This window comes from bacterium (assembly GCA_008933615.1).
GTDB lineage: Bacteria > CLD3 > CLD3 > SB21 > SB21 > SB21.
Genome location: WBUR01000025.1, coordinates 44476 through 64075 on the forward strand (window position 1 = coordinate 44476; position 19600 = coordinate 64075).

Annotated in this window: 21 protein-coding genes; 9 read left to right on the top strand and 12 right to left on the bottom strand. The window is 41.7% G+C overall.

Going from position 1 to position 19600, the window contains the following annotated elements:
* Positions 1–451 precede the first annotated feature (451 nt).
* The 5 genes from F9K33_10535 to F9K33_10555 all read left to right on the top strand — a co-directional run bounded on the left by F9K33_10535 (position 452) and on the right by F9K33_10555 (position 4700).
* Positions 452–1369: an alpha/beta fold hydrolase gene (locus F9K33_10535; GenBank protein ID KAB2879146.1), complete on the top strand. Its 918-nt coding sequence runs from the start codon at positions 452–454 to the stop codon at positions 1367–1369.
* 84 nt (positions 1370–1453) lie between these two features.
* On the top strand, positions 1454–2554 hold the full coding sequence (locus F9K33_10540; protein KAB2879125.1) for a transcription termination factor Rho: 1101 nt from the start codon (positions 1454–1456) through the stop codon (positions 2552–2554).
* Between the two features lie 19 nt (positions 2555–2573).
* Entirely contained in the window at positions 2574–3767 is a 1194-nt protein-coding gene (locus tag F9K33_10545; GenBank protein ID KAB2879126.1) for a site-specific DNA-methyltransferase, read from the top strand.
* 76 nt (positions 3768–3843) lie between these two features.
* Positions 3844–4167, top strand: a complete 324-nt coding sequence (locus F9K33_10550; protein KAB2879127.1) for a hypothetical protein — start codon at positions 3844–3846, stop codon at positions 4165–4167.
* 101 nt (positions 4168–4268) lie between these two features.
* Positions 4269–4700: a hypothetical protein gene (locus F9K33_10555; GenBank protein ID KAB2879128.1), complete on the top strand. Its 432-nt coding sequence runs from the start codon at positions 4269–4271 to the stop codon at positions 4698–4700.
* Positions 4701–4705: 5 nt separating this feature from the next.
* Here F9K33_10555 and F9K33_10560 read toward each other — a convergent pair whose 3' ends face one another.
* Both F9K33_10560 and F9K33_10565 read right to left on the bottom strand, forming a co-directional pair.
* Positions 4706–4921 carry a hypothetical protein gene (locus F9K33_10560; GenBank protein ID KAB2879129.1) on the bottom strand — a complete coding sequence of 72 codons (216 nt, stop codon included), beginning with the start codon at positions 4919–4921 and terminating at the stop codon, positions 4706–4708.
* Positions 4922–4935: 14 nt separating this feature from the next.
* Complete coding sequence (locus F9K33_10565) at positions 4936–7068, bottom strand: M28 family peptidase (GenBank protein ID KAB2879130.1); 2133 nt, start codon at positions 7066–7068, stop codon at positions 4936–4938.
* Positions 7069–7367: 299 nt separating this feature from the next.
* Here F9K33_10565 and F9K33_10570 point away from each other — a divergent pair, with 299 nt between their 5' ends.
* From F9K33_10570 to F9K33_10585, 4 genes are read left to right on the top strand one after another with little or no spacing between them, the layout of a single operon-like run.
* Positions 7368–7910: a gamma carbonic anhydrase family protein gene (locus F9K33_10570; protein KAB2879131.1), complete on the top strand. Its 543-nt coding sequence runs from the start codon at positions 7368–7370 to the stop codon at positions 7908–7910.
* Positions 7907–8287 (top strand): response regulator, encoded by a 381-nt coding sequence (locus F9K33_10575; protein ID KAB2879132.1) that lies wholly within the window; start codon positions 7907–7909, stop codon positions 8285–8287. The genes F9K33_10570 and F9K33_10575 overlap by 4 nt, the downstream gene beginning before the upstream one ends.
* Positions 8288–8309: 22 nt before the next feature.
* Complete coding sequence (locus F9K33_10580) at positions 8310–9188, top strand: MBL fold metallo-hydrolase (protein KAB2879133.1); 879 nt, start codon at positions 8310–8312, stop codon at positions 9186–9188.
* Positions 9189–9236: 48 nt separating this feature from the next.
* On the top strand, positions 9237–10562 hold the full coding sequence (locus F9K33_10585) for a hypothetical protein (protein KAB2879134.1): 1326 nt from the start codon (positions 9237–9239) through the stop codon (positions 10560–10562).
* 118 nt (positions 10563–10680) lie between these two features.
* Here the strand turns inward: F9K33_10585 and F9K33_10590 are convergent, their stop codons facing one another.
* The 10 genes from F9K33_10590 to F9K33_10635 all read right to left on the bottom strand — a co-directional run bounded on the left by F9K33_10590 (position 10681) and on the right by F9K33_10635 (position 19466).
* Positions 10681–11196 carry a DUF1579 domain-containing protein gene (locus F9K33_10590; protein ID KAB2879135.1) on the bottom strand — a complete coding sequence of 172 codons (516 nt, stop codon included), beginning with the start codon at positions 11194–11196 and terminating at the stop codon, positions 10681–10683.
* Positions 11197–11280: 84 nt separating this feature from the next.
* Complete coding sequence (locus F9K33_10595) at positions 11281–12603, bottom strand: exo-alpha-sialidase (GenBank protein ID KAB2879136.1); 1323 nt, start codon at positions 12601–12603, stop codon at positions 11281–11283.
* Between the two features lie 60 nt (positions 12604–12663).
* Complete coding sequence (locus tag F9K33_10600) at positions 12664–13776, bottom strand: DJ-1/PfpI family protein (protein ID KAB2879137.1); 1113 nt, start codon at positions 13774–13776, stop codon at positions 12664–12666.
* Between the two features lie 381 nt (positions 13777–14157).
* On the bottom strand, positions 14158–14634 hold the full coding sequence (locus F9K33_10605; GenBank protein KAB2879138.1) for a hypothetical protein: 477 nt from the start codon (positions 14632–14634) through the stop codon (positions 14158–14160).
* Positions 14627–15382 (bottom strand): MBL fold metallo-hydrolase, encoded by a 756-nt coding sequence (locus F9K33_10610; protein ID KAB2879139.1) that lies wholly within the window; start codon positions 15380–15382, stop codon positions 14627–14629. Before F9K33_10610 ends, F9K33_10605 begins: the two co-directional genes overlap by 8 nt.
* A 55-nt stretch (positions 15383–15437) precedes the next feature.
* Positions 15438–15788, bottom strand: coding sequence for a hypothetical protein (locus F9K33_10615; GenBank protein KAB2879140.1), 351 nt, complete (start codon positions 15786–15788; stop codon positions 15438–15440).
* Between the two features lie 37 nt (positions 15789–15825).
* The gene (locus F9K33_10620; protein KAB2879141.1) at positions 15826–16386 is read right to left on the bottom strand and encodes an SRPBCC domain-containing protein; all 561 of its coding nucleotides are present in this window, start codon (positions 16384–16386) and stop codon (positions 15826–15828) included.
* 283 nt (positions 16387–16669) lie between these two features.
* Complete coding sequence (locus tag F9K33_10625; protein ID KAB2879142.1) at positions 16670–17236, bottom strand: SRPBCC domain-containing protein; 567 nt, start codon at positions 17234–17236, stop codon at positions 16670–16672.
* A 56-nt stretch (positions 17237–17292) separates the two neighbouring features.
* Complete coding sequence (locus F9K33_10630) at positions 17293–18381, bottom strand: serine hydrolase (GenBank protein ID KAB2879143.1); 1089 nt, start codon at positions 18379–18381, stop codon at positions 17293–17295.
* A 170-nt stretch (positions 18382–18551) separates the two neighbouring features.
* A complete protein-coding gene (locus F9K33_10635) occupies positions 18552–19466 on the bottom strand; it encodes a helix-turn-helix transcriptional regulator (GenBank protein ID KAB2879144.1) in 915 nt (304 codons plus the stop codon).
* Positions 19467–19600 lie beyond the last annotated feature (134 nt).

The window sequence follows — 19600 nt, forward strand, 5'->3', positions numbered from 1 at the left end:
TCTTTGTCATGGTTCGACAAGCTTGTCCTGAGCCCCGCCGAAGGGCTCACCATGACGAAGGTGAGTAAAGCGGATAAGCACATAAATATATGTACCCTACGCGTAGTAATAAAGCATAATCATGTGGCCATTACCTGAAGAATTATTTTTGGGTCATCCTGGGATTGGGAAATGATCTATACGATACGCAAATTAGCATATCAATCGAAGCGGAAAAGAATTTGCGCTATCAGTAATTTCTTAATATAATATCCAAGGCGTCGAAATTTGGGAAGTATCAGAATGGACGCTGTTATAATTCCTGCAACAAATAACGTCTGGATTCGTTAGTTTTATTTGGAATCCTACAGTACGTTTCACATAATACAAATAAGATATGAAAATGAGATTGAGCCTGAGCCTGGGTGTTTTTATAGTTATTGTTTGTTTAAGCTGGATATTTTATCCGAATATGTTCGAGCAGGCAGCGCAACCCGTTACGCCTAATATTAAGCGCTGGGTTGATTCGGTATCAATTCCGAACTTCAGCCGAAAACGGTTATCCGGAACGGATCTTAAACTCGGAAAAGTATTGGATGACCACGCATTTTATACGCGTTATTACATTACGTATCGGAGCGGCGATTTGAAAATTTCCGGCATCATGAACGTTCCAAAGGGCCGCGGGCCTTTTCCTGTTTTGATCCTCAATCACGGCTACATTGACCCGGGCGTATATACCAACGGGCGTGGGTTAAAAAGAGAACAGGATTATCTTGCAAAAAAAGGGTACGTCGTAATTCATCCGGATTACCGTAACCATGCGCAGTCCGATAAGGACTCATTAAACAATCCGCGTTTTCGTTTAGGCTATGTCGAGGATGTGATCAACGCCGTTTATGCGGTGAAAAAAGCCGGCTTTACCTTTGTTGATACCGCAAACGTCGGTATGTTAGGCCACTCCATGGGCGGCGGCATTTGCCTGAATATTATGGTCTCGCAACCTGAACTGGTACAAGCATTCGTGCTTTTCGGCACCGTAAGCGCAGATATCCGTGACAATTTTTATCGTTGGGATTCAAGACGCCCGGGACTGTCAAAGAAAATATTTGAACTTTATGGAAGCCCCCAGGAGAATCCGGCTTTTTGGGATAACATGTCGCCGATGTTTTTCCTGGATCAAATAAAATCGCCGATCCTTATTCATCACGGCACGACCGACGAATCCTGTCCGGTGGAATGGGCGCGTAAACTGAACGACTCTTTGAAAACACACCGCAAAAACGTTACATTTTATGAGTATCCTGATGAGTTGCACGAGTTCATCAATGCCTGGCCTTTGGTAATGGAACGCACCGCATCATTTTTTGACGACCATTTAAAAAAATAAATTTTCAAAAAAAAATTGTTACGATTCAAAAAAAATAGTATATTATAACCATAATTCACATCTCTCATTAACCCCTCTTTATTAATGTCTCATCCTATCAGCGGGATGCTCGAAATTGATCCGAAAGGATTCGGATTCATTCGTGACGTCTCAATTACAATAAAAAACAGTACATCGGACGTCTATGTTGCACCGGCCATGATTCAGAAACACCGGCTGCGGGCAGGCGTTTTCATCAAAGGGACATCCAAACCGAGCGATAAAGGCAACGTGCAGCTTTCGGCCATCGAATCGGTGAACGATATTACACCGGAGGAATGGGCGAAGATTCCTGATTTTTCTTCATTTCAACCCATTCAACCCGATGAATGGATCCGGCTTGAAGGAAAAGACAGTTCGCGTTCCATGCGGGTTGTCGATCTCTTTTGTCCGATCGGCAAAGGACAGCGTGCCCTGATCGTTGCGCCGCCAAAAGCCGGAAAAACGCGCCTGATGCAGGATATGGCCCACGCCATCAGCGTCAATCATCCCGAAATCGATCTGATGGTATTGCTCATCGACGAACGTCCGGAAGAAGTTACCGACATGCAACGTTCCGTGAAAGGGGAAGTATTTGCGAGTTCCAGCGACAGCCAGGGCGGGCAGCACATGCGGTTAGCCCAGCTCGTTTTAGAATATGCCAAACGAAAGGTCGAAGCCGGTAAGGATGTCGCGTTACTGCTCGATTCGCTGACGCGGCTCGGACGCGTTTTCAACGTGCATCAAAAAGGCAGCGGGCGAACCATGTCCGGCGGCGTGGATATCCGCGCTTTGGAAATTCCAAAACGCCTTTTCGGCGCAGCACGCAATATAGAACACGGCGGATCGCTCACGATCATTGCCACGGCGCTGATTGAGACGAACTCACGTATGGACGAACTGATCTTTCAGGAATTCAAAGGTACGGGAAATATGGAATTGGTATTGAACCGCGAACTGGCCGACTTGCGCGTTTTTCCCGCCATTGATCTCAATGCATCCGGTACGCGGAACGAAGAATTACTGTTTGGGCCCGCCACCGATAAACATTATGCTTTACGCCGGTCGTTGGCGAGGATGATGCCTAAAGACGCTATGAGCAGCGCGCTGGATCTGATCCGGCAGTACCCGACGAACGATCTGCTCTTAAGCAGATTTAAGTCCTAAGCGAACGTCCAATCTGCGGATGAACTTTTTTTCCACGTACAAAAAACATCAGACAGATCATTTAGAATTAGATGGAGTGTCCTACCCGAAGTATGTCGGTGAATTCTGGACCCCCAAACAGCGCCAGGCTTCTTCGATCCATGAGATTTCCTACCGCGCATGCTTCAAAGCGCAACTTCCAAATTTTTTTATAGAAATTTTTTCAAAAAAAGGCGACGTAATATACGATCCCTTCAGCGGGAGAGGAACGACGGTGATCGAGGCAGCGTTACTTGAACGTAACGTCATTGCAAATGATGTAAATCCGCTTAGCCGTATATTATCCTCTCCGCGGTTCTTTATTCCTGACACGCAGGAAGTGGAGAAAAGACTCTCCGCAATTCCTTTTGAAAAAAACGAACGCGCTGACATAGATCTTTCCATGTTTTATCATTCGAAAACCGAATCGGAAATTGTAGGGCTAAAAAAATACCTGAAGAGAAGAAAAAGAACGGGATTAGAAGATGATTTGGATCTTTGGATTCGTATGGTTGCCACCAACCGTCTAACAGGCCATTCCAAAGGTTTTTTTTCCGTGTATACATTTCCTCCCAATCAGGCTGTTGGCGCAGAACGGCAGAAACTGATCAATAAAAAAAGAAAACAAAAACCCGAATACCGCGACACAAAGAAAATCATTCTCAATAAATCAAAACAACTGATTAAAGATCTGGCCAGCGAAGATGTTCAGATTCTTCGCGGTATTGGAAAACAAGCGGTTTTTTTGAACGATGACGCACGGTCTACTAAGGAGATTCCTTCCGATCATATTCAGTTAACCGTTACTTCTCCCCCGTTTTTGAATGTTGTGCAGTATGCAGACGATAACTGGCTCCGCTTTTGGTTTAACGATATTAACGCCGGTGTGGTAGCAAAAAAAATAACCATGTCAAAGACGTTAAAAGACTGGGCTGATGTAATGAATGGTGTTTTCGAAGAATTATTCCGTATCACGCGAAAGGGCGGTTGGATTGCGTTTGAAGTTGGCGAAGTAAAGAATGCGAAGATCAAACTTGAAGAATACGTAGTACCGTTGGGAACAGAAGCAGGATTTGAATGTAAAGGCATTGTGATCAATCAGCAGCAGTTCACAAAAACGTCCAACATTTGGGGAATCAAAAATAATTCCAAAGGTACAAATTCCAACCGGATCGTTCTTTTTACAAAGACTTAATATTTTTCCTTGTTCCATAATTCAGCCTCAATTACATTAGCTCGTTCTTTAATTGCAAAGTTTTGTAAAGGCATTTATGAAGAAAAAACTATTTATATTTTCGTTCATCATGACCGCATTCCCGCTCATTCTTGCGGGAACAGACACGCTGGATCAGGGGAAGGCAGTTTTTGGAACGATCTATGTGTTATGCGGACTGGCTTATACGTCTTTTGCATTACTTGCAATCAGGAAGGATGTCAATGGAAATAAATGGATCACCTTATTCGGAAGCCTGATCCTTTTGATCGTGGCATTCGATTATTTTCTACAGGCTAAAAAATACCTGCCCTATGTTTATCTCGCAGCCTCGTTAGCAAGTCTAATACCCTTGCTTGTTAAGCGCTTGAAAAAGGAATAGGAGTTGTAATTGATACATCCTGTTGTCTAGAAGCTTCATAGCGCCGAAAAATTTGCCGGGGTATGCTAATAAACCTAAAAAAACAGTCAGGAGGCTATATAATGAAAAAGGCTAAGATATTTTATTTAATCGGTTCGATTCTTTTGATACTCGTGGGCGTCGGCCATTTTTTCGGGCAATTTGAACCTAAAGGATTGGACATTCAGCGTTCGCTGGTCGAACAGGCTATGAAGGAATATTCTTTTAGCGGTTTTGGGTTTCAATACAGCATGATAGATGTCATGCAATGCTGGGGGGTCTTTTTTGGCGTCTTGATGTTGGTGTTCGGTGCACTGAATCTTCTGATACTTTTCGAATCGCTACTGCCGGTTTCCATGATCCGGTTTTCGCTTTTCAATATCGCAGGTCTTGTGATATTGATTTTCGCCGGCGCGATATATGTGCCATTTACTGCAGTAGGATTTTCTGTGGTTCTCTTATGTTTTGTCGTAAGCGCGGTTTTATTTTACAAAAAGAAAAAAGAAAATGGGTGAACCCGCTACTTGTTAAATTTATTCAGTATGGCAATCCATAACTGCGGCAAGTACGCTCCGATGAGTATCATCAGCAAACCCGTCCACGACGCTTTCGTAAATATCGAGGGAGAACTTAATTTATCCAGTCCCACATTGACAATACTGACATACCACCCCAATACCATCATAACTAGTCCGATGACCTGAGGCAGCAGCCTGCGTATAAGTTTATCCAACATTTTTTCTCCTTTTACTATTTTAGAATCAGCGCTTTGGTTTCTACGGCCGCATCAAGTAAACCCGTCACATCATTGAGGGTGACAATTCCATAATACCAGGCTCCGCTGGACAAAGCCTCCGATCGCACCGCCTTATAAATATCATAGTAACTGCGTTTGCCGTCAACAAAATTGTACACCTCGGATTTCATGATCGAATGCAACGCCGATTTATATTTCACCTTGACACGGTTGTTGAAATAAGTTTCAAGCGGGGCGGCATTCATGGGGATCTTTTTTGAAGCGGTCAATTCTTCCGCCGTTAATGATCGATCTCCGGGTTTTGCGCCCGTTGTCTGCCGGTAATACGTTTGCAGGTCATTCATCAGTTCGGATTCTCTTGCATTTAACCGTGTAACCAGTTTGTCAATCATCTGCATCGCCGTTTTGTCGGTCCCGCAAAATACCCGAACGGAATTCATGGCGCGCCGTTCACGCTGGATGCCTTGTTCGATTAACATGGCCGCATCTTTCCACAGAGAATCGTTTCCGGTATTACTGCCGCTCAAGATTTCCATAGCCGTTTTAAGATCATTGGTAAGCCGCTTTTGCCCCTGGGCGAATGTTTCAGCGGCTATTTTGGCCGCTTCCGTATTTTCGGCGGAGCCTAGAAACATAGTTATCGAGGCGACAATAAAATTATTGCGCTTTAACTGCGTCTGGTCGATCTGCCACAAATCGTCATCCGAGGAATGGATATAATGATCGTCCCAGTTGATCATGGCAACGGAAGGAACGCCGATCGCACCTTCAACAAACGTCATATTATCGGAGGAACCGAAGTAAGGAACAAATTCCGCCCGATACCCTTCACGCGAACCGCGCGTGGAATAGATCGCGCGTGAGTGAGGTCGCGATAGTCCGCCGCTGCGTCCTGCGGAGAGATATGAATTATTCGTATGAATGACGTACGTCGCCACGTTCTCAAAAACAGCATCAAGATAAGACATGCGTGATTGAGGGGCAAAAATGAGATGCTGCGTACGGCTTCCGAGCGACATCTTTGCTCCGGTCATGTCCTGGTGTAAATTGGCTAATAATTGTTTAGGAACTTCCGGATGATCCATAAAATAACGGTATTCGGAATAGATCTCATCCGTCCACCAAAAACGGATATCGCGAAGCGGCCGCTGCATCTTGCCTTCACGAATCAGTTTATTAAACGTGCGCGCAAGTTCCAGCAGATTGGCGCAGCCGGAGCCGTCGTCGTTGGCAGAGCCTTGTTCCTCCTGAAGATGCGCGGTGAGCACGATCTGCTGATCATGGTATTTACTGCCGCGAATCCACCCTTCTACAAAACCCGTTCGTCCCGGTTTTTTTCCGATCTCGGTATCAATTTTTACTTTCAGCACTACTTTGCCGCCCGGCGTTTCTTTTCCGGTAGCAAACCAATCTTTCGATTTATTTGATGCGAGAATATTTTTCAGAATCTCCCCCTTGCGCGGCGGAAGTGAAAATGCAAATGTTCCGCTCTTTCCTTCCGGCGGATCCAGCGGAATATGAGTCCATGCGATCTGATCGGGAAAATCCATCGGGGATCGTTCCTCAGAAGTTCTGAATGTCACAATACCCAACGCGCCTTTGTTCCAAACCGCATTATGCGCGGCCGCATATTCGCTGCCGCCGGTCAAAACGATTTTGCCCGTCACGTCGAGGTCTTTAAGGGCTTCTTTTGACGCATCGCCGATCCAGATCAATTCAGCCGTCAAGTCGGCGTCGTGGCTTCCGTCCGCTAAATACACGGCATGATCGCCAATGTCGGCTAATTTTATTTCAACCGGTTCGATCATCCACAGTTCAGCAGATTTTGCCGTGTAGTTGGCTCCATCCATCGGTTGCTCGATAAATGATACATCTTCCAATCCCGCTTCTTTGGCCGCCTGCAGGACGTAATCGGCGGCTTTAAAGTAACCTTCCATACCGGAGTCGCGGTGCCAGTGCGATAACCAACGAATATGTTCGAAGGCGCGGTCGCCGCTGATCTCGTTCACGAGCATATCGATTTCCGTATCGCTTAAAAAAGGCGTCGACTGTGCTTGTACCCGCAGCGGTATCAGTGAAAAAATTAGTACAAGTAACGAAATGAGGTTTTTCATGTAATGCTCCATGTTAGGGAAAACCGGGATCTTTTTAGAACGGGTTCAATGTTAACCTGCTTGGTACCGACCGTAGATGTGATTGAAGTAAATGCATCGTGAGGCAACAGATGTTAAATTTTCCTTCAGTGATTTTAGAGTGTGCAAAATGCCTCATTGTTTCTCTTATATTATGAACAATAGGACAATTTATTTTTTTTTGCAAGAATTTATATAAAAAGGAGCTTTCGCCGGAGTGTTTTTTCACTTGAAATTCGATATTCACGTAACTATATTGCAAAGCACCTTTTCACCCCAACGTCATGCAATCAATGATCGAGCAATTTTTATCAAAGACGCCGAAAATACCTCCCTCTGTTTTTATTGCTCCGGGTGCAAAGATTTTAGGCGATGTTGAAATAGGTGAGGATTGCAGTATTTGGTTTAACGTGGTTCTTCGTGGCGATGTGAATCTGATTCGCGTCGGACGGCGAACCAATATTCAGGACGGTGCAATTGTTCATGTTACTTTCAAGAAGCATTCAACCGTGATCGGTCACGATGTGACCGTCGGGCACGGCGCTATACTGCACGGCTGTACGATTAAGGATCATGTGTTGATCGGTATGGGGGCTAAAGTCCTGGATGGCGCGGTGATCGGACGGAATTCCGTCATTGCGGCGGGCGCGGTTGTTAAAGAAGGTTATGAGGTTCCTGAGAAAACGTTAATGGCAGGCGTTCCTGCAAAACCGATGCGGCCGCTGAGAGAAGAGGAAATCAAAGCGATAGAACAATCGGCTGAACGTTATATTCAGTATGCCGAAACGTATCGAAAAATGCGTATTATTGAACAAATGGAAAATGATAATTTATGAAGAAGAAAATTTTGATCTTCGATGATGACGACGATTTTCTGTCGATAACAACCAAGGTGTTAAGCCAGATTGGAAAATTCGAAGTCGTGCCGTCCGATGAAAGTTCCGATGCAATGAATCTGATCCGTAAAACAAAGCCGGACCTGCTATTGCTGGACATTATGATGCCGAAGGTGGACGGCTTTACTATCTGCAAGAGCGTCAAAGATGCCGACGATCTGAAACATATTAAGATCATAGTCTATTCGGCGAAAATTTTTGATGTAGATCGTAAGAAAGCGCTGCGGCTGGGCGCGGATGCTTATGTGTCAAAAGTCATTGAATCCAATAAACTGATTGATACGATCCATCAAGTTCTTCAGTTACCCCAGTCTTAAACTTATTTTTTGAGGTTGTATAATGAAATATAAATTTTGGGGTGTTCGCGGTTCCATTCCGACGCCGGGGCCCGAGACGGTAGGATACGGCGGTAATACGGCCTGCGGCGAACTCACGCTGGACGACAATAATATTATCATTTTTGATGCAGGTTCCGGTATACGGGTTTTAGGCAATGATCTGATGAAACGCGGGAAAAAACCCGTCGAAGCAATCATACTTCTCAGCCATACGCATTGGGATCATATTCAGGGCTTTCCGTTTTTTGTTCCTGCATTCATTCCCGGAAATAAATTCGTGATCTGCGGTTGTGAGGAAGCCGATGTAAAACTGGATCAGATCATTACCGATCAGATGAAGAGCGCCTATTTTCCGGTGGAACTGGGGGATATGCCCGCATCGGTCGGATTTAAAAGGCTGTATGAAGGCAAGTTTAAAATTTCCGGCGCGCGCGTGGACACGCTTTATCTTAATCATCCCGGATTTGCGCTCGGATACCGCGTCGAATATAACGGGAAATCCGTCGTATACGTAAGCGATAACGAACCGTATCCGATTCAGGAATCCGATAGCCCGGAATTTGAAGGGATGAAGTATAAGGGAAATAACAACTACCGTATCATTAATTTTTCCAAGGGAACTGATCTCCTCGTTCACGACTGCCAATACACTCCCGACGAGTATAAAACAAAAGTCGGTTGGGGCCATTCCCCGTACGACTATGTTGCAGAAATTGCATGGAAAGCGCAGGTAAAACGTTTGGCTATATATCATCACGATCCGGGACATGACGATGCGTATGTGAATACCATTGTTGACGCGGTGAAAAAAATACTTCAGGAAAAGGGATGCCCGACGGAAGTTTTCGGGGCGAAAGAAGGTATGGAAATTGTTTTATAATTTTTGTAAACAGATGAATTCACTTGCAAACACCAGAAGGAGTAAGTCATGGTCATTACCGAGATAGACGGCATTACGCTGAATCTTGACAAAAAGATTATCGGAAGAGATGAACGTGTGTCGTTACAGGAAATCAAAAAGCGCGACATTCCGAGTTTCATAAAAAACTATTTTGACCGTGAATCGGAAAAATGGATTCGCGAAGAATCTTCCATGTTTCTGTCTTCCGGGCGGTTTAATTATGATCTGCCGGAAATCCGAAAAAAATTCGATGAATTATATAATTTACTGAAAAACACGGCAATCTTCAGCCGGGCCAAACTTCATCGCGTGATGGAACAGGCGGTAAAGCTACAATCCAACTTCCTTATTCAGCCGCAACGAACGATGGTGCAGTTTATTTACCGCGATGAAGACGTCATTACGCCGGCGGAAGTTATGGATTCCATGAAGTACTTCCTTGATTACGAATACTATTACCAGGCGCTCGAGCAGTTTTTTAAGAACAACAAGATGGAGACGATTTCACGAACCAAATTTAAGAGTTTTATTCAACAGCTCGATGAAAAAGCCTTATCGCAGGATAAATCCGGAGCGGCTTTGAGCATGGCGCAGGTCATAGTCGGTTTCTTAAATTTAGGGCGTGATCAGCAATCGGATAATCTGGATACCGAAATTTTAATCAGCGCCTACCAGGATCGCAATTTACCCGATTTTGTCAATGCGATGAAAAACGCGCAGTCGAAAGGAAAAGATAAAATTCCAGTTTCCCAGCTTGCAGGCATGCTGAAATCTTTCGTTGAAACCGGTGATATCGAGCCGAAGATTGTGAAAGAAGCGCCTAAAGCGGCTGAAGTTAAATATGAAGAGAAAAAAGAAGTTGTTTCAACGAAGAACCTCTCTAACCTGGTCTCGCAGATTGAAGATATTAAGGAAGAAGATCAGGCTGCCGATGTAAGTTCCTTTTTCGAAGAGGAAGAAGAAGATGATATTGTATTACCGGCGCAACCGCCTATGCCTGAAGTTAAACCGACTGTCAAACCGGCTGTTCCGGCTGCAGCGGCGGCAGGCGCAGATACGGCGACTCAGTTGGCAGAACACTTAGCGCGTCAGATGGGACAAGCTGAAGTGCTCGAAGATCTCAACAAATTGATCGAAGATAAAGACAAGAAACTTTATATCAAGAAGCTCTTTAAGAAAAAAGACAAAGAGTTTTTCCAATTACTTGCCAATTTGAATGCGTCGACGAATTGGAAAGACGCAAACAATCTGATCGACGATACATTCTATGCATTGGAAGTCAATCCGTATCAGAAAGAAGCGATTGCTTTTACGGATGCGGTGTATGCGAGATACTTTCCGAAAAAAGATTAAGATCATTGTATTAATCAAAAAGCCCGTGCGCATGCAGCGTACTGGCTTTTTTTTTGGATAAAGGAATCGACAAAAGTTGTTGAATTTTCAAAAAACTCAACTACCGATGGATAGACATTTAACGGTGTTCTCTATACAGAGTATTGCGGTTAAACTCCTTCCATGAGCTGTCTTTTTTCATAATAAAATCAATGATTTCAATTATGTTGGGTGAGGAAAAAACATAAAGGGTCTTACCCAGCTTTGTCTCGGCCGTTCCCCAAAGCGATGTGAGCGTCGTTGAATCATGGCTGGCCTTAATGGGGTGCGTTTCACCGCCTGAATCGAACCATGTGCCCACAAATTGGATTTCTGATACAGGTTTGTAAAAAGCCCTTCCTTCAAATACATGCTTTTTACCGTCTGCGGCTGACATTTCTATCGTATAACTCAATTCAATAAATTTAGAATCAAGGGACTTTTTACAAACCATTGTGACGACAGCAGGCATTCCGAAAGATTTCCCTTTGTCGGTAGACCAATTGCCTTCCAATCGATTTAAAAAAGTCTGTGATAGGTTTATTTGCGCGTTAGTCTCAGAAATTCCAAACAGAAACAAAATCAAAGCAGCAATCTTAATCAATAATATTCTCATATTGTATTCTTTCGAATAGATCTTTACTAAATGATTTACACCAAAATAATTTCTTCATTATTGGTTGTCTTTCCCGAATAGAGACTATTTAGAACTGAGCAGCACATTGCATGTCTGTAATTGAAATATCTGATTTCGGCTATCACTCCACACCAATTGGAAACTTCCATCCGGCTTAGCGACCATGCCTAAATAATGGCCGCCACCAGGAAATTTGTTTGCGACATCATCATTAGCGGAAGTCCTTGGATCACTGCTCACGTCGGTAATTTTTACCGGCGATTGAAAAGTGTTACCCCCATCACCAGAAACCGTAAAATAGACATCATTCTTTTTTCCATCAGGGTCATTTTGAGAATCCACCCAAGATATACCTACAAGTCCATCTTTATTTACTGCGACCGAAGGAACATTTGCACGAGTCTTTGTAGTTTTATCAAACGTGTCCACCCTGATGTCTGCACTCCATGTTTTACCCTTGTCGGCAGAATAATTTAACCAAACGCCATTGAATTCGTCGCCATATCCCGTTGCACGAACAAAATATAACCGGTCTTTGAATGATGAATGCAAGTCGGCGGCAAGGTGCGAATAACCTTTTCTGCCAAAATTGTCTGTTATATGTATGGGATTTGATAGCGTCTTTCCGCCGTCGTGAGAAACTTGTACCCAAGCGCTTTTGTCTCGTAAGAACGCCGGTACTACAATTGTGCCGTCAGTTAAAACCGCAACCTCACAAAAATCAAGGCGTTTTCCTTTACCGTACACAGACGCAGTTTTAACAAATGAGCTGTCACCTCGGCTGGTGTAAAGCCTAATTTCAGTGCCCATGTCCTCCGTAAACCAAACCGTCGTGAAATAAAAATCTTCAGTTGAAGCCGTTATTTTTGTTCCGTCATGTCCCCCTTCCAATGTCTGTACTTCAGAACTCCAGGATATACCGGCATCCGTGGATCTGAAGAACCTGATAGGGTATAAATCCTGAAAGCTATTTGGTGTTCCGATCCAACTCATCACAGCTCTCCCGTTCGGTAAAATAGCGCTCCATGGGTCATATCCCCACCAGTCATGCGCAGTTTCTTTCCATGTCTTTCCGGCATCCGTGGACACAAAACTGGAAAGACGGCAGCTTTCATAAGGCCTCGTTTTATCCGTTACTATCATCGCTGTAACGAGTAAGTGGTTATTATTTGAGGGGTGAACAGAAATATGAGGTTCGACAACAGGAAAATTACTAAACTGTGACGGAATAGGAATATTCTGGTCAATAGAAATATTGAAATGATTTGTGCTGATGTTGGTCAGGTTTTTTGGGGGCTGACCGCTGCAACTTTGAATAAAGGCAAACAGAAGTACGCTAAATACTACAAACTGCAACATAACTTTATTTTTATAAGTTGAATACATAAAACGATAACTTTCTTAATTTAATTAGTGAATAAATGTTCACATTTAATTCCAATTACTCTAAAACTCTTTTACCCTCATTTGTATAGTTTGCCCGTTTGCAGAACTGATTTCATAATTAATTATACCAATCCATTTTTTATTATCAGCAACAAAGTGCCAGTTACTACCATATTTCGTTGCCGATGTTTTTACCCATTTCTCTCCGATATTTAACTGATATTCAAGCAATTGAACCAGTTTTTCATGAGACAAATCAGTTTTGACATGTAATTTGGTTTCCCAGGACACGTTATCTCCACTATAAGAAAGAGTCCTGTATTCAAATGGTGAAAATACAGATCGGGGACCTTGCAAATATTTGTCTGCCAACATTCCTCGAATATATTTCGGCTCTGGATCCCAATCATATTCAAGATTCGTAGCAATTACTTGTGTCCTGCCAACCCCTAAATATTTTGAAATAACATGAAATGTTGCATCAATGCCGGACGATAGTCCTGCAGAAGTAACAATCTTACCATTATCTACAAATCGTTTGTTTGAAACAACTCGAGCCTTTGGCGCTAATCGTTGCAAAGATGGAATTAGACTCAAAAATGTGGTCGCCTCTAACCCGTCTAACAAACCGGCATTGCCTAAAAAGAAAGCCCCATTACACACGGACAAAATAGTTTCACTCTCACCGTTTATTTTTTTTACCCAATTCATGATACCTGCATTATCATATTCCACATTGCCACCAGGCAATAAAATAATATCAGCATGCGGTGCGTTAACAAAGGTATAATCCGGTTGTATTCTCATACCCATGGCATTGATAAGGGTATCATTTTGTGCGACAGTGAAAACCCTCATTCCAGCTTGCAAGAAAATTTCCCAAGGCGCCGCAAAGTCTATAATCTCCGCGCCTGGAAAGATTAATATGCCGACAGTTTTACCGGTACTCATTTGATGCTCGTGATTATTTCTGTTAACATTTTTTATTTCTTTAAATGAAGCATACAAAATCATACCGCAAGACGGACATAACCCTGGATGATCAAAAAAACTTCCGTCGTCAACGCAGCCACAAGGACCACAAACAAACGCAATTTCTCCATTTTCCTGACTGAATAAACTTCCAGCAACCAAAAGCGAAATCACAGCGCCTTTTATTAACATAGCCTTCATAATAGAATCTCCTTTTTTTGATGTACTGACATGTCTCTTAAAAACTCGTAATTACATACGCTAAACAACTGAAACTGTTTGTGGTGAAAATTGCTTTTTTAAGATCCGTCATGAAACTGAAAGCAACAAGAAATCTTCAGTCAATAGTTACAGTTTCACCTGGCTCTATGATTCGGGTTTGTATTCCGCACTCCGACCCAATTCTAAGAAATACCTCTTCGCAACAAGAATAGGATTGATACACTATCAAAACATACCGTTTGTTTGTGATGTGGCCGGAATGGGAGGCAAATGTAAATGAAATAATTCATTTTTCAAATTCTCTGTGGACCGCTCTCTTAAAATTTGTCCACTGTGTAGGATTCGTTTCTTTTTGCCGTTCTACCTGTCGCCAGAAAATAAAGTTTCCGCTTGTTTAAAAAACAGGTTTTCTCTGAAATCATTTGGTTTCAAATCGTTCAACAATTTTGGGCCACTGGGTCTTACTTCCTTTATTATTTTCTGAAAATTGTATTCACTTGCTTTAAACTGTAAACTATCTCGATACTCCGTAATAAGTATAAAGTCAAAATTGGCCGTTGTGTTTTTAGTTGTTGCTAGTAATCTATATGATTTTATAAATCCTCTTTCAACTGCGATTTCCCTGTAAACTTTCCAGTTGTTCTCATAAAAAAACAGTGTTTCAATCCGTCTATCATTCTTGATTTGAACGAAATCCAAAGTTGAGATACTATTGCTATTTTGTGCAGAAGATATTGAAGGTATAATTACTAAAATTAAAAAAAGAAATTTGTTCATATTCATTTTAGCCTTAAAATCTGTTATGAAATTGATATCATTAAAAAAGTCTTCAGCCAATAGTAACGATTTCACCCGGCTCTATAATGCGGATTTGAATTCCGTTTTCAGATCCAATTCTGAGAAATACCTCCTCGCAACAAGAATAGGATTGATACGTTTCACTATCAAACATGCCATAGTGGATAGGAATGACATAAGTCGTTTTTAATAATTTCGAGGCCGCCAGCGCTTGCTCTGGTGTCATCGATGCAGGTATGGGGCTAAAGTCATAACCGATTTTTTCAAAATGAACCACCGCACCATTGATAGGCAAAAGAGCAAGATCAAATGGCGAATACATTCTGCCAATTTCCCAAAATTTTCCATGCCAAATAGAATCTCCGCAGTGTATTAACTTTCGATCGTTATGTGCAATTATCCACGATACCTGGGGATCGCCAATACCGTCAGAGGCAAAAACGGGGATAAATGAAACGCTACCAAACTCAAATGTTTCATTAAGCTCCAATTCGATCTGTCTTTTAAAACCATCTTCTCTAATTTTTGGCGAAATAGACTTGTGGCAAATAACCATCCCGTCCTTTTTAAGGCATTTATTAATTATGGAAGGGTCATAATGATCGGGATGCAAATGCGTCAGAACTACAAAATCTGCCTGAATTGAATCGGAAAACTTAAAAATTTGCTCTCTTGGCGATCCCATGAACTTTGCCGCCACATTAAAATACTCTACGGCATCGACAAGAATGCAAATTTTATTACATTCAATTTTTATACCAGCCCAAGACAGGCGTTGAATTTTCATTCCAAATAACTCTTCTTAAAAAAGAATAACTTTCACAGCGCTGCAATTGTTTTATTCACTTAAAACTATTCCAGCTTTTAATAATAAACCAAGCGGTCAGGCCGGAAGTAATAAGTACTACGATAATGTGATAATAAATACCGTAGTATATATCCAAGATGATTACTAGCCCGACTAAGACTAAAGCCATCCACACTCCCCATTGTTGCAAATACCACATTCCGATAATAGCAATCATATTCAATACTTGGATGATTCTTAACAACAGCAAACTAGTCGGGTTCATTTTAGAATACTGGCTTAAAAAAGTATCCGCACTGCTCGAAATAGTTATAAAACCATATATATTACCTATAAACAGTAACACCAACATTACAATCAATCCAAAAGGGCGGGAAGCGATCATAAAGTTTATCTTTCTCCAAAACGATCATACAATCGTATTATAAAATGCTTTCAAGTCGTTTAAAAGCTCCGCTCCAAGCTTTTGTGAAATATTGTCGGGCCGCCTCCCACTCATTTCCGTGGTGCCAACCGGTATGTAATAAAGTAATTTTTGTTTTGGTTGCGCTCAATGAAGTAAACAGGAGAGTTACCGTAGTAAGAGGTCTAACATTATTCATGAACTTTTTCTGATCTGCATTGCCCCGCCACTCAACCGTTAGGTAGTATGGTCGCTCAAAGGCTAAAACTTTACAACCATAGGTACTATTATTTGTGGGATCCGGATCTTCAGGTGTCCAAAACAACTCATATTTTCCCCCCACCTTCATTTCAACATCTGCTTTAAGTGTGAGCCATTTCGATAACAGTGTATTATCACTAAAGTAACTGAAAACCGTATCAATAGGACTATTCAAAACAGTGGTGACTTTTATGATTTGATCTTGATTGTCTGTCATTCCAATTTCTTTGGTTTCTTGTTGGCATGAAAATGAAAACAGGTTTCCTAAGCAAATAATAGATGTCAAGATTAACAACACATATCGGTATAGTCTTTTCATAATGTTCCGATCCCTATACCTTTCATAACGGATCCTCTTTGATTTACTATTTGCAAATAATTGACCCTGTTTGTACAGATTTGTGTCGTCTTTATTAACAATAATACCTTATGGTACGATTTTGAATGCAAATAGATGTGGTGAAAATTGCCTTTTTGAAATCCGTCATGACACCGCAAGATGGCTAAGGTTAAAGCAAGCCAGACCCACCCCATGAGTAATAAAACCAATAATATTACTAATCCAAAAGGACGCGAGAAAATCATGAGTTATACTTATTGTTTTATAATAATAAAATGCTTTCCAATTGATTTAAGGCTGCTGCCCATGCCTTTATGAAATGTTCCCGAGCCGCCTCCCATTCGGTACCTTGACGCCAGCCGGTATGAAGCAGCGTAATTTTAGTCTTTTTTTCGCCAAGCGAAGTAAAAAGAACAGTGACCATGGTGAGCGGTCTAACATTATTCATAAACATTTTTTGATCGGCGTTGCCCCGCCATTCAAACATTAGATAATGCGGTCTTTCAAACGCAAGAACTTTACATCCGTACGTACTATTATTAGTGGGGTCGAGATTTTCGGGTGACCAAAAAAGCTCGTATTTACCACCCTCTATCAATTCTACATCGGCTGTGACAGCAAGCCATTTCGATAACAAGTTGTTATCAATGAAGTAATTGAATGCTGTATTCACGGAGCAATTCACAACGGCATTTACTTTGATAATTCGATCCTGGTTGTCTGTCAAACGCGTACCTTTTTTTTCTTGGTGGCATGAAAACAGAAATAGGCACAACATACCCATGAACACCGCCGAACACATAAGTTGTTTATTTTTAAGTCTTTTCATTTTTTTTTATCAAATTCTTATGTATTCTTGGAGTCATTTATGAAACTAATTTTAGATCAGTTGCTTTTGGCATCTAAAACTTTTCCAAGCAAGGTTAAACTTTCTTTGAGTTCGATGCGTTTTCCGAGCCACTTATTCAGAATTGAACCGGGATCAGCAAGCAACACAGCGACCATGTCAAGCTCGGGATTGACAAAAATAAATTGTCCGCCGTTGCCGCGAGCCATATAACCTAATCTAGTACCGCTGCGATCTTTGAGTATCCACCAGAGATATCCATAGTCGAAATATTTTGTTACTGTGAAATGACTTCGGGTACTTTCCTCAATCCATTCGGATGATATCAGGGATTGTTTGTTCCATGATCCTTTACGGAGATAGAGAAGCCCAAACCGTGCGGCGTCTCTAGCCGTTAGTTTAAAAACGTAGGCCGGATGGACGGAGCCGTTATCTATAATCATTTCTGTATCATCCATTGAAAAATCCTCCATTTGTAGAGGGATGGCGATCTTCTGTTCAAAACTTTTGAAAATATCTTGAGAGGTGATCTTGGAATACAACGTCCCAAGAGCGTTGAAATCCCAATTATTATAGTACCAATGTTCACCCGCTTTTTTTGATCCTCGCGCCGGCTTTTTCTCATCAGCTTCGCTTGTTGTATAATTTGCAGGAAGATAAATACCTGATGTAGACGTCAGAAGGTCTTTTATCTTCGCTTCTTTTTCCTTTTCAGAAAGTTTCTTGCTATCATCTATTCCGAGATCTGAAAGACGTAGATTAATGTTAATGGAATCAATATATACACCAAACAGCCCGTTCAGTAAGCTCTTACGTATCGAACGAACGTTTATTTTTTTTTGGGTTTCGCCCCATGAAGCAATAACATAACCGCCAGAAATAAGCATAAAGGCGTCCGCATTTAATGAATCAAAATATTGATGCGCTTTTTCAAGTTTGTCAGCTGACCATCCCATTTTAAGTGGGTCAGTTCGATTCCAAGATTTACCGGGAAAATATGACGGAACAGGATTTGCGACATATTCGAATTTGTCAAGCTCAGAATAGTTTTTTTCCTGTGAGCACCCGCTCTTGCTGGAAAGTAGTATGCCAGTTACCATAATGCATATAACGTAAGTTACGTTCATTTGACCGCCTTGAATTTATTTTTTGATTTGGGAACTTTTACGAAATTTATTTTCCAAAGTAACCTCGTATTCTTGTATCATCTTTTTAAATGCGTGATTCTTTGAAAGCGCGATTCAATTTAACGGTGAAACGGGTACGTGGGTGTGGTGAAAATTGCTTTTTTTCGAAATCAGGAGAGGCGGAATTGTGCAGGTGTTTGTTTGTAGTGCTTTTTAAAAAGACGGGTAAATGAGCTGCGGTCCTCGAATCCGACATCACAACAAATGTCATTTAGTTTCAGATGCGAAGTTTTAAGAAGATGTTCGGCTTCTTTAAGTCTTCTAAGAGTGAGGTATTGATGCGGCGTCATTTTGAATAACAACTTGAATTGTCTGAGTAAATGATGTTTTGACATGTACGCGATTTCACTCAGTTGTTCAAGGCTGATTGGATCGGCGTAGCATGAATCTATAAAATCTCGAGCGATATGCACCCGACGGTAAATTTCTTCACGTGTTGAACGTCTTTTCGCATTGATCGTATCCACCAGCCGGTTCATTCTGGTGTGTTCGATTAACAGGCTTTCGTACAAAAACGACATTTCTTCTTCAATACGTTGATAATTCAACCTGAAATCAGCCGTCATTTTTCCAATGGCCATTATATGATGTGAAATCGAGGGGGAAATACTGTGTACGTGCTCAAAAAATCGTACACGATCTGCTTGGCAAATTTGAGGATCATCCAATAACTTTTGTTCATTTAAACCGGCATACGCATGAAAAGAATCAAGAAATATGGGTCCAAAATTGAAAGTCAAAGATTCAACGCGCTCATACGGGCGCACATAACTGGCGTAGTGTGTGTCTTCGTTAAAAACAAGTATACAATGCGAGTTGACCCCTAGAATAGTATTATTTTTAATATAATATTCCGTGCCCATTAATGTTGTTTTTAGCGACAATGGCCCCCAGTGAGTCGGAAAAGAGATTTCACCCGATTTGCAATGAATGATGACATCAGCATCTCCGTATGAATCAAACCACTCGCATTTATCAAATCGATGACGCACAGGATCGGGAAAATGATCGATATATTTTATCATCCAACAATAGCCTGGTCAAAAAAAAGTCAAAATATAGTAAAAAATTTATACCGATATTTACGGAATGAATCGATAATTGTTACAAAAATGACGATTGAATTTAGTCGATCGGCAAAACATGCATTACAATGTAT

What these genes read in the sequence shown, in the direction of transcription:
- F9K33_10625 (KAB2879142.1), bottom strand. Translation starts at nt 17,236, where the DNA reads ATGAAAAGACTTAAAAATAAACAACTTATGTGTTCGGCGGTGTTCATG.
- F9K33_10620 (KAB2879141.1), bottom strand. Translation starts at nt 16,386, where the DNA reads ATGAAAAGACTATACCGATATGTGTTGTTAATCTTGACATCTATTATT.
- F9K33_10570 (KAB2879131.1), top strand. Translation starts at nt 7,368, where the DNA reads ATGATCGAGCAATTTTTATCAAAGACGCCGAAAATACCTCCCTCTGTT.
- F9K33_10590 (KAB2879135.1), bottom strand. Translation starts at nt 11,196, where the DNA reads ATGAGAATATTATTGATTAAGATTGCTGCTTTGATTTTGTTTCTGTTT.
- F9K33_10560 (KAB2879129.1), bottom strand. Translation starts at nt 4,921, where the DNA reads ATGTTGGATAAACTTATACGCAGGCTGCTGCCTCAGGTCATCGGACTA.
- F9K33_10580 (KAB2879133.1), top strand. Translation starts at nt 8,310, where the DNA reads ATGAAATATAAATTTTGGGGTGTTCGCGGTTCCATTCCGACGCCGGGG.
- F9K33_10610 (KAB2879139.1), bottom strand. Translation starts at nt 15,382, where the DNA reads ATGAAAATTCAACGCCTGTCTTGGGCTGGTATAAAAATTGAATGTAAT.
- F9K33_10630 (KAB2879143.1), bottom strand. Translation starts at nt 18,381, where the DNA reads ATGAACGTAACTTACGTTATATGCATTATGGTAACTGGCATACTACTT.
- F9K33_10545 (KAB2879126.1), top strand. Translation starts at nt 2,574, where the DNA reads ATGAACTTTTTTTCCACGTACAAAAAACATCAGACAGATCATTTAGAA.
- F9K33_10635 (KAB2879144.1), bottom strand. Translation starts at nt 19,466, where the DNA reads ATGATAAAATATATCGATCATTTTCCCGATCCTGTGCGTCATCGATTT.
- F9K33_10565 (KAB2879130.1), bottom strand. Translation starts at nt 7,068, where the DNA reads ATGGAGCATTACATGAAAAACCTCATTTCGTTACTTGTACTAATTTTT.
- F9K33_10540 (KAB2879125.1), top strand. Translation starts at nt 1,454, where the DNA reads ATGTCTCATCCTATCAGCGGGATGCTCGAAATTGATCCGAAAGGATTC.
- F9K33_10555 (KAB2879128.1), top strand. Translation starts at nt 4,269, where the DNA reads ATGAAAAAGGCTAAGATATTTTATTTAATCGGTTCGATTCTTTTGATA.
- F9K33_10615 (KAB2879140.1), bottom strand. Translation starts at nt 15,788, where the DNA reads ATGATCGCTTCCCGCCCTTTTGGATTGATTGTAATGTTGGTGTTACTG.
- F9K33_10550 (KAB2879127.1), top strand. Translation starts at nt 3,844, where the DNA reads ATGAAGAAAAAACTATTTATATTTTCGTTCATCATGACCGCATTCCCG.
- F9K33_10575 (KAB2879132.1), top strand. Translation starts at nt 7,907, where the DNA reads ATGAAGAAGAAAATTTTGATCTTCGATGATGACGACGATTTTCTGTCG.
- F9K33_10595 (KAB2879136.1), bottom strand. Translation starts at nt 12,603, where the DNA reads ATGTATTCAACTTATAAAAATAAAGTTATGTTGCAGTTTGTAGTATTT.
- F9K33_10585 (KAB2879134.1), top strand. Translation starts at nt 9,237, where the DNA reads ATGGTCATTACCGAGATAGACGGCATTACGCTGAATCTTGACAAAAAG.
- F9K33_10535 (KAB2879146.1), top strand. Translation starts at nt 452, where the DNA reads ATGTTCGAGCAGGCAGCGCAACCCGTTACGCCTAATATTAAGCGCTGG.
- F9K33_10600 (KAB2879137.1), bottom strand. Translation starts at nt 13,776, where the DNA reads ATGAAGGCTATGTTAATAAAAGGCGCTGTGATTTCGCTTTTGGTTGCT.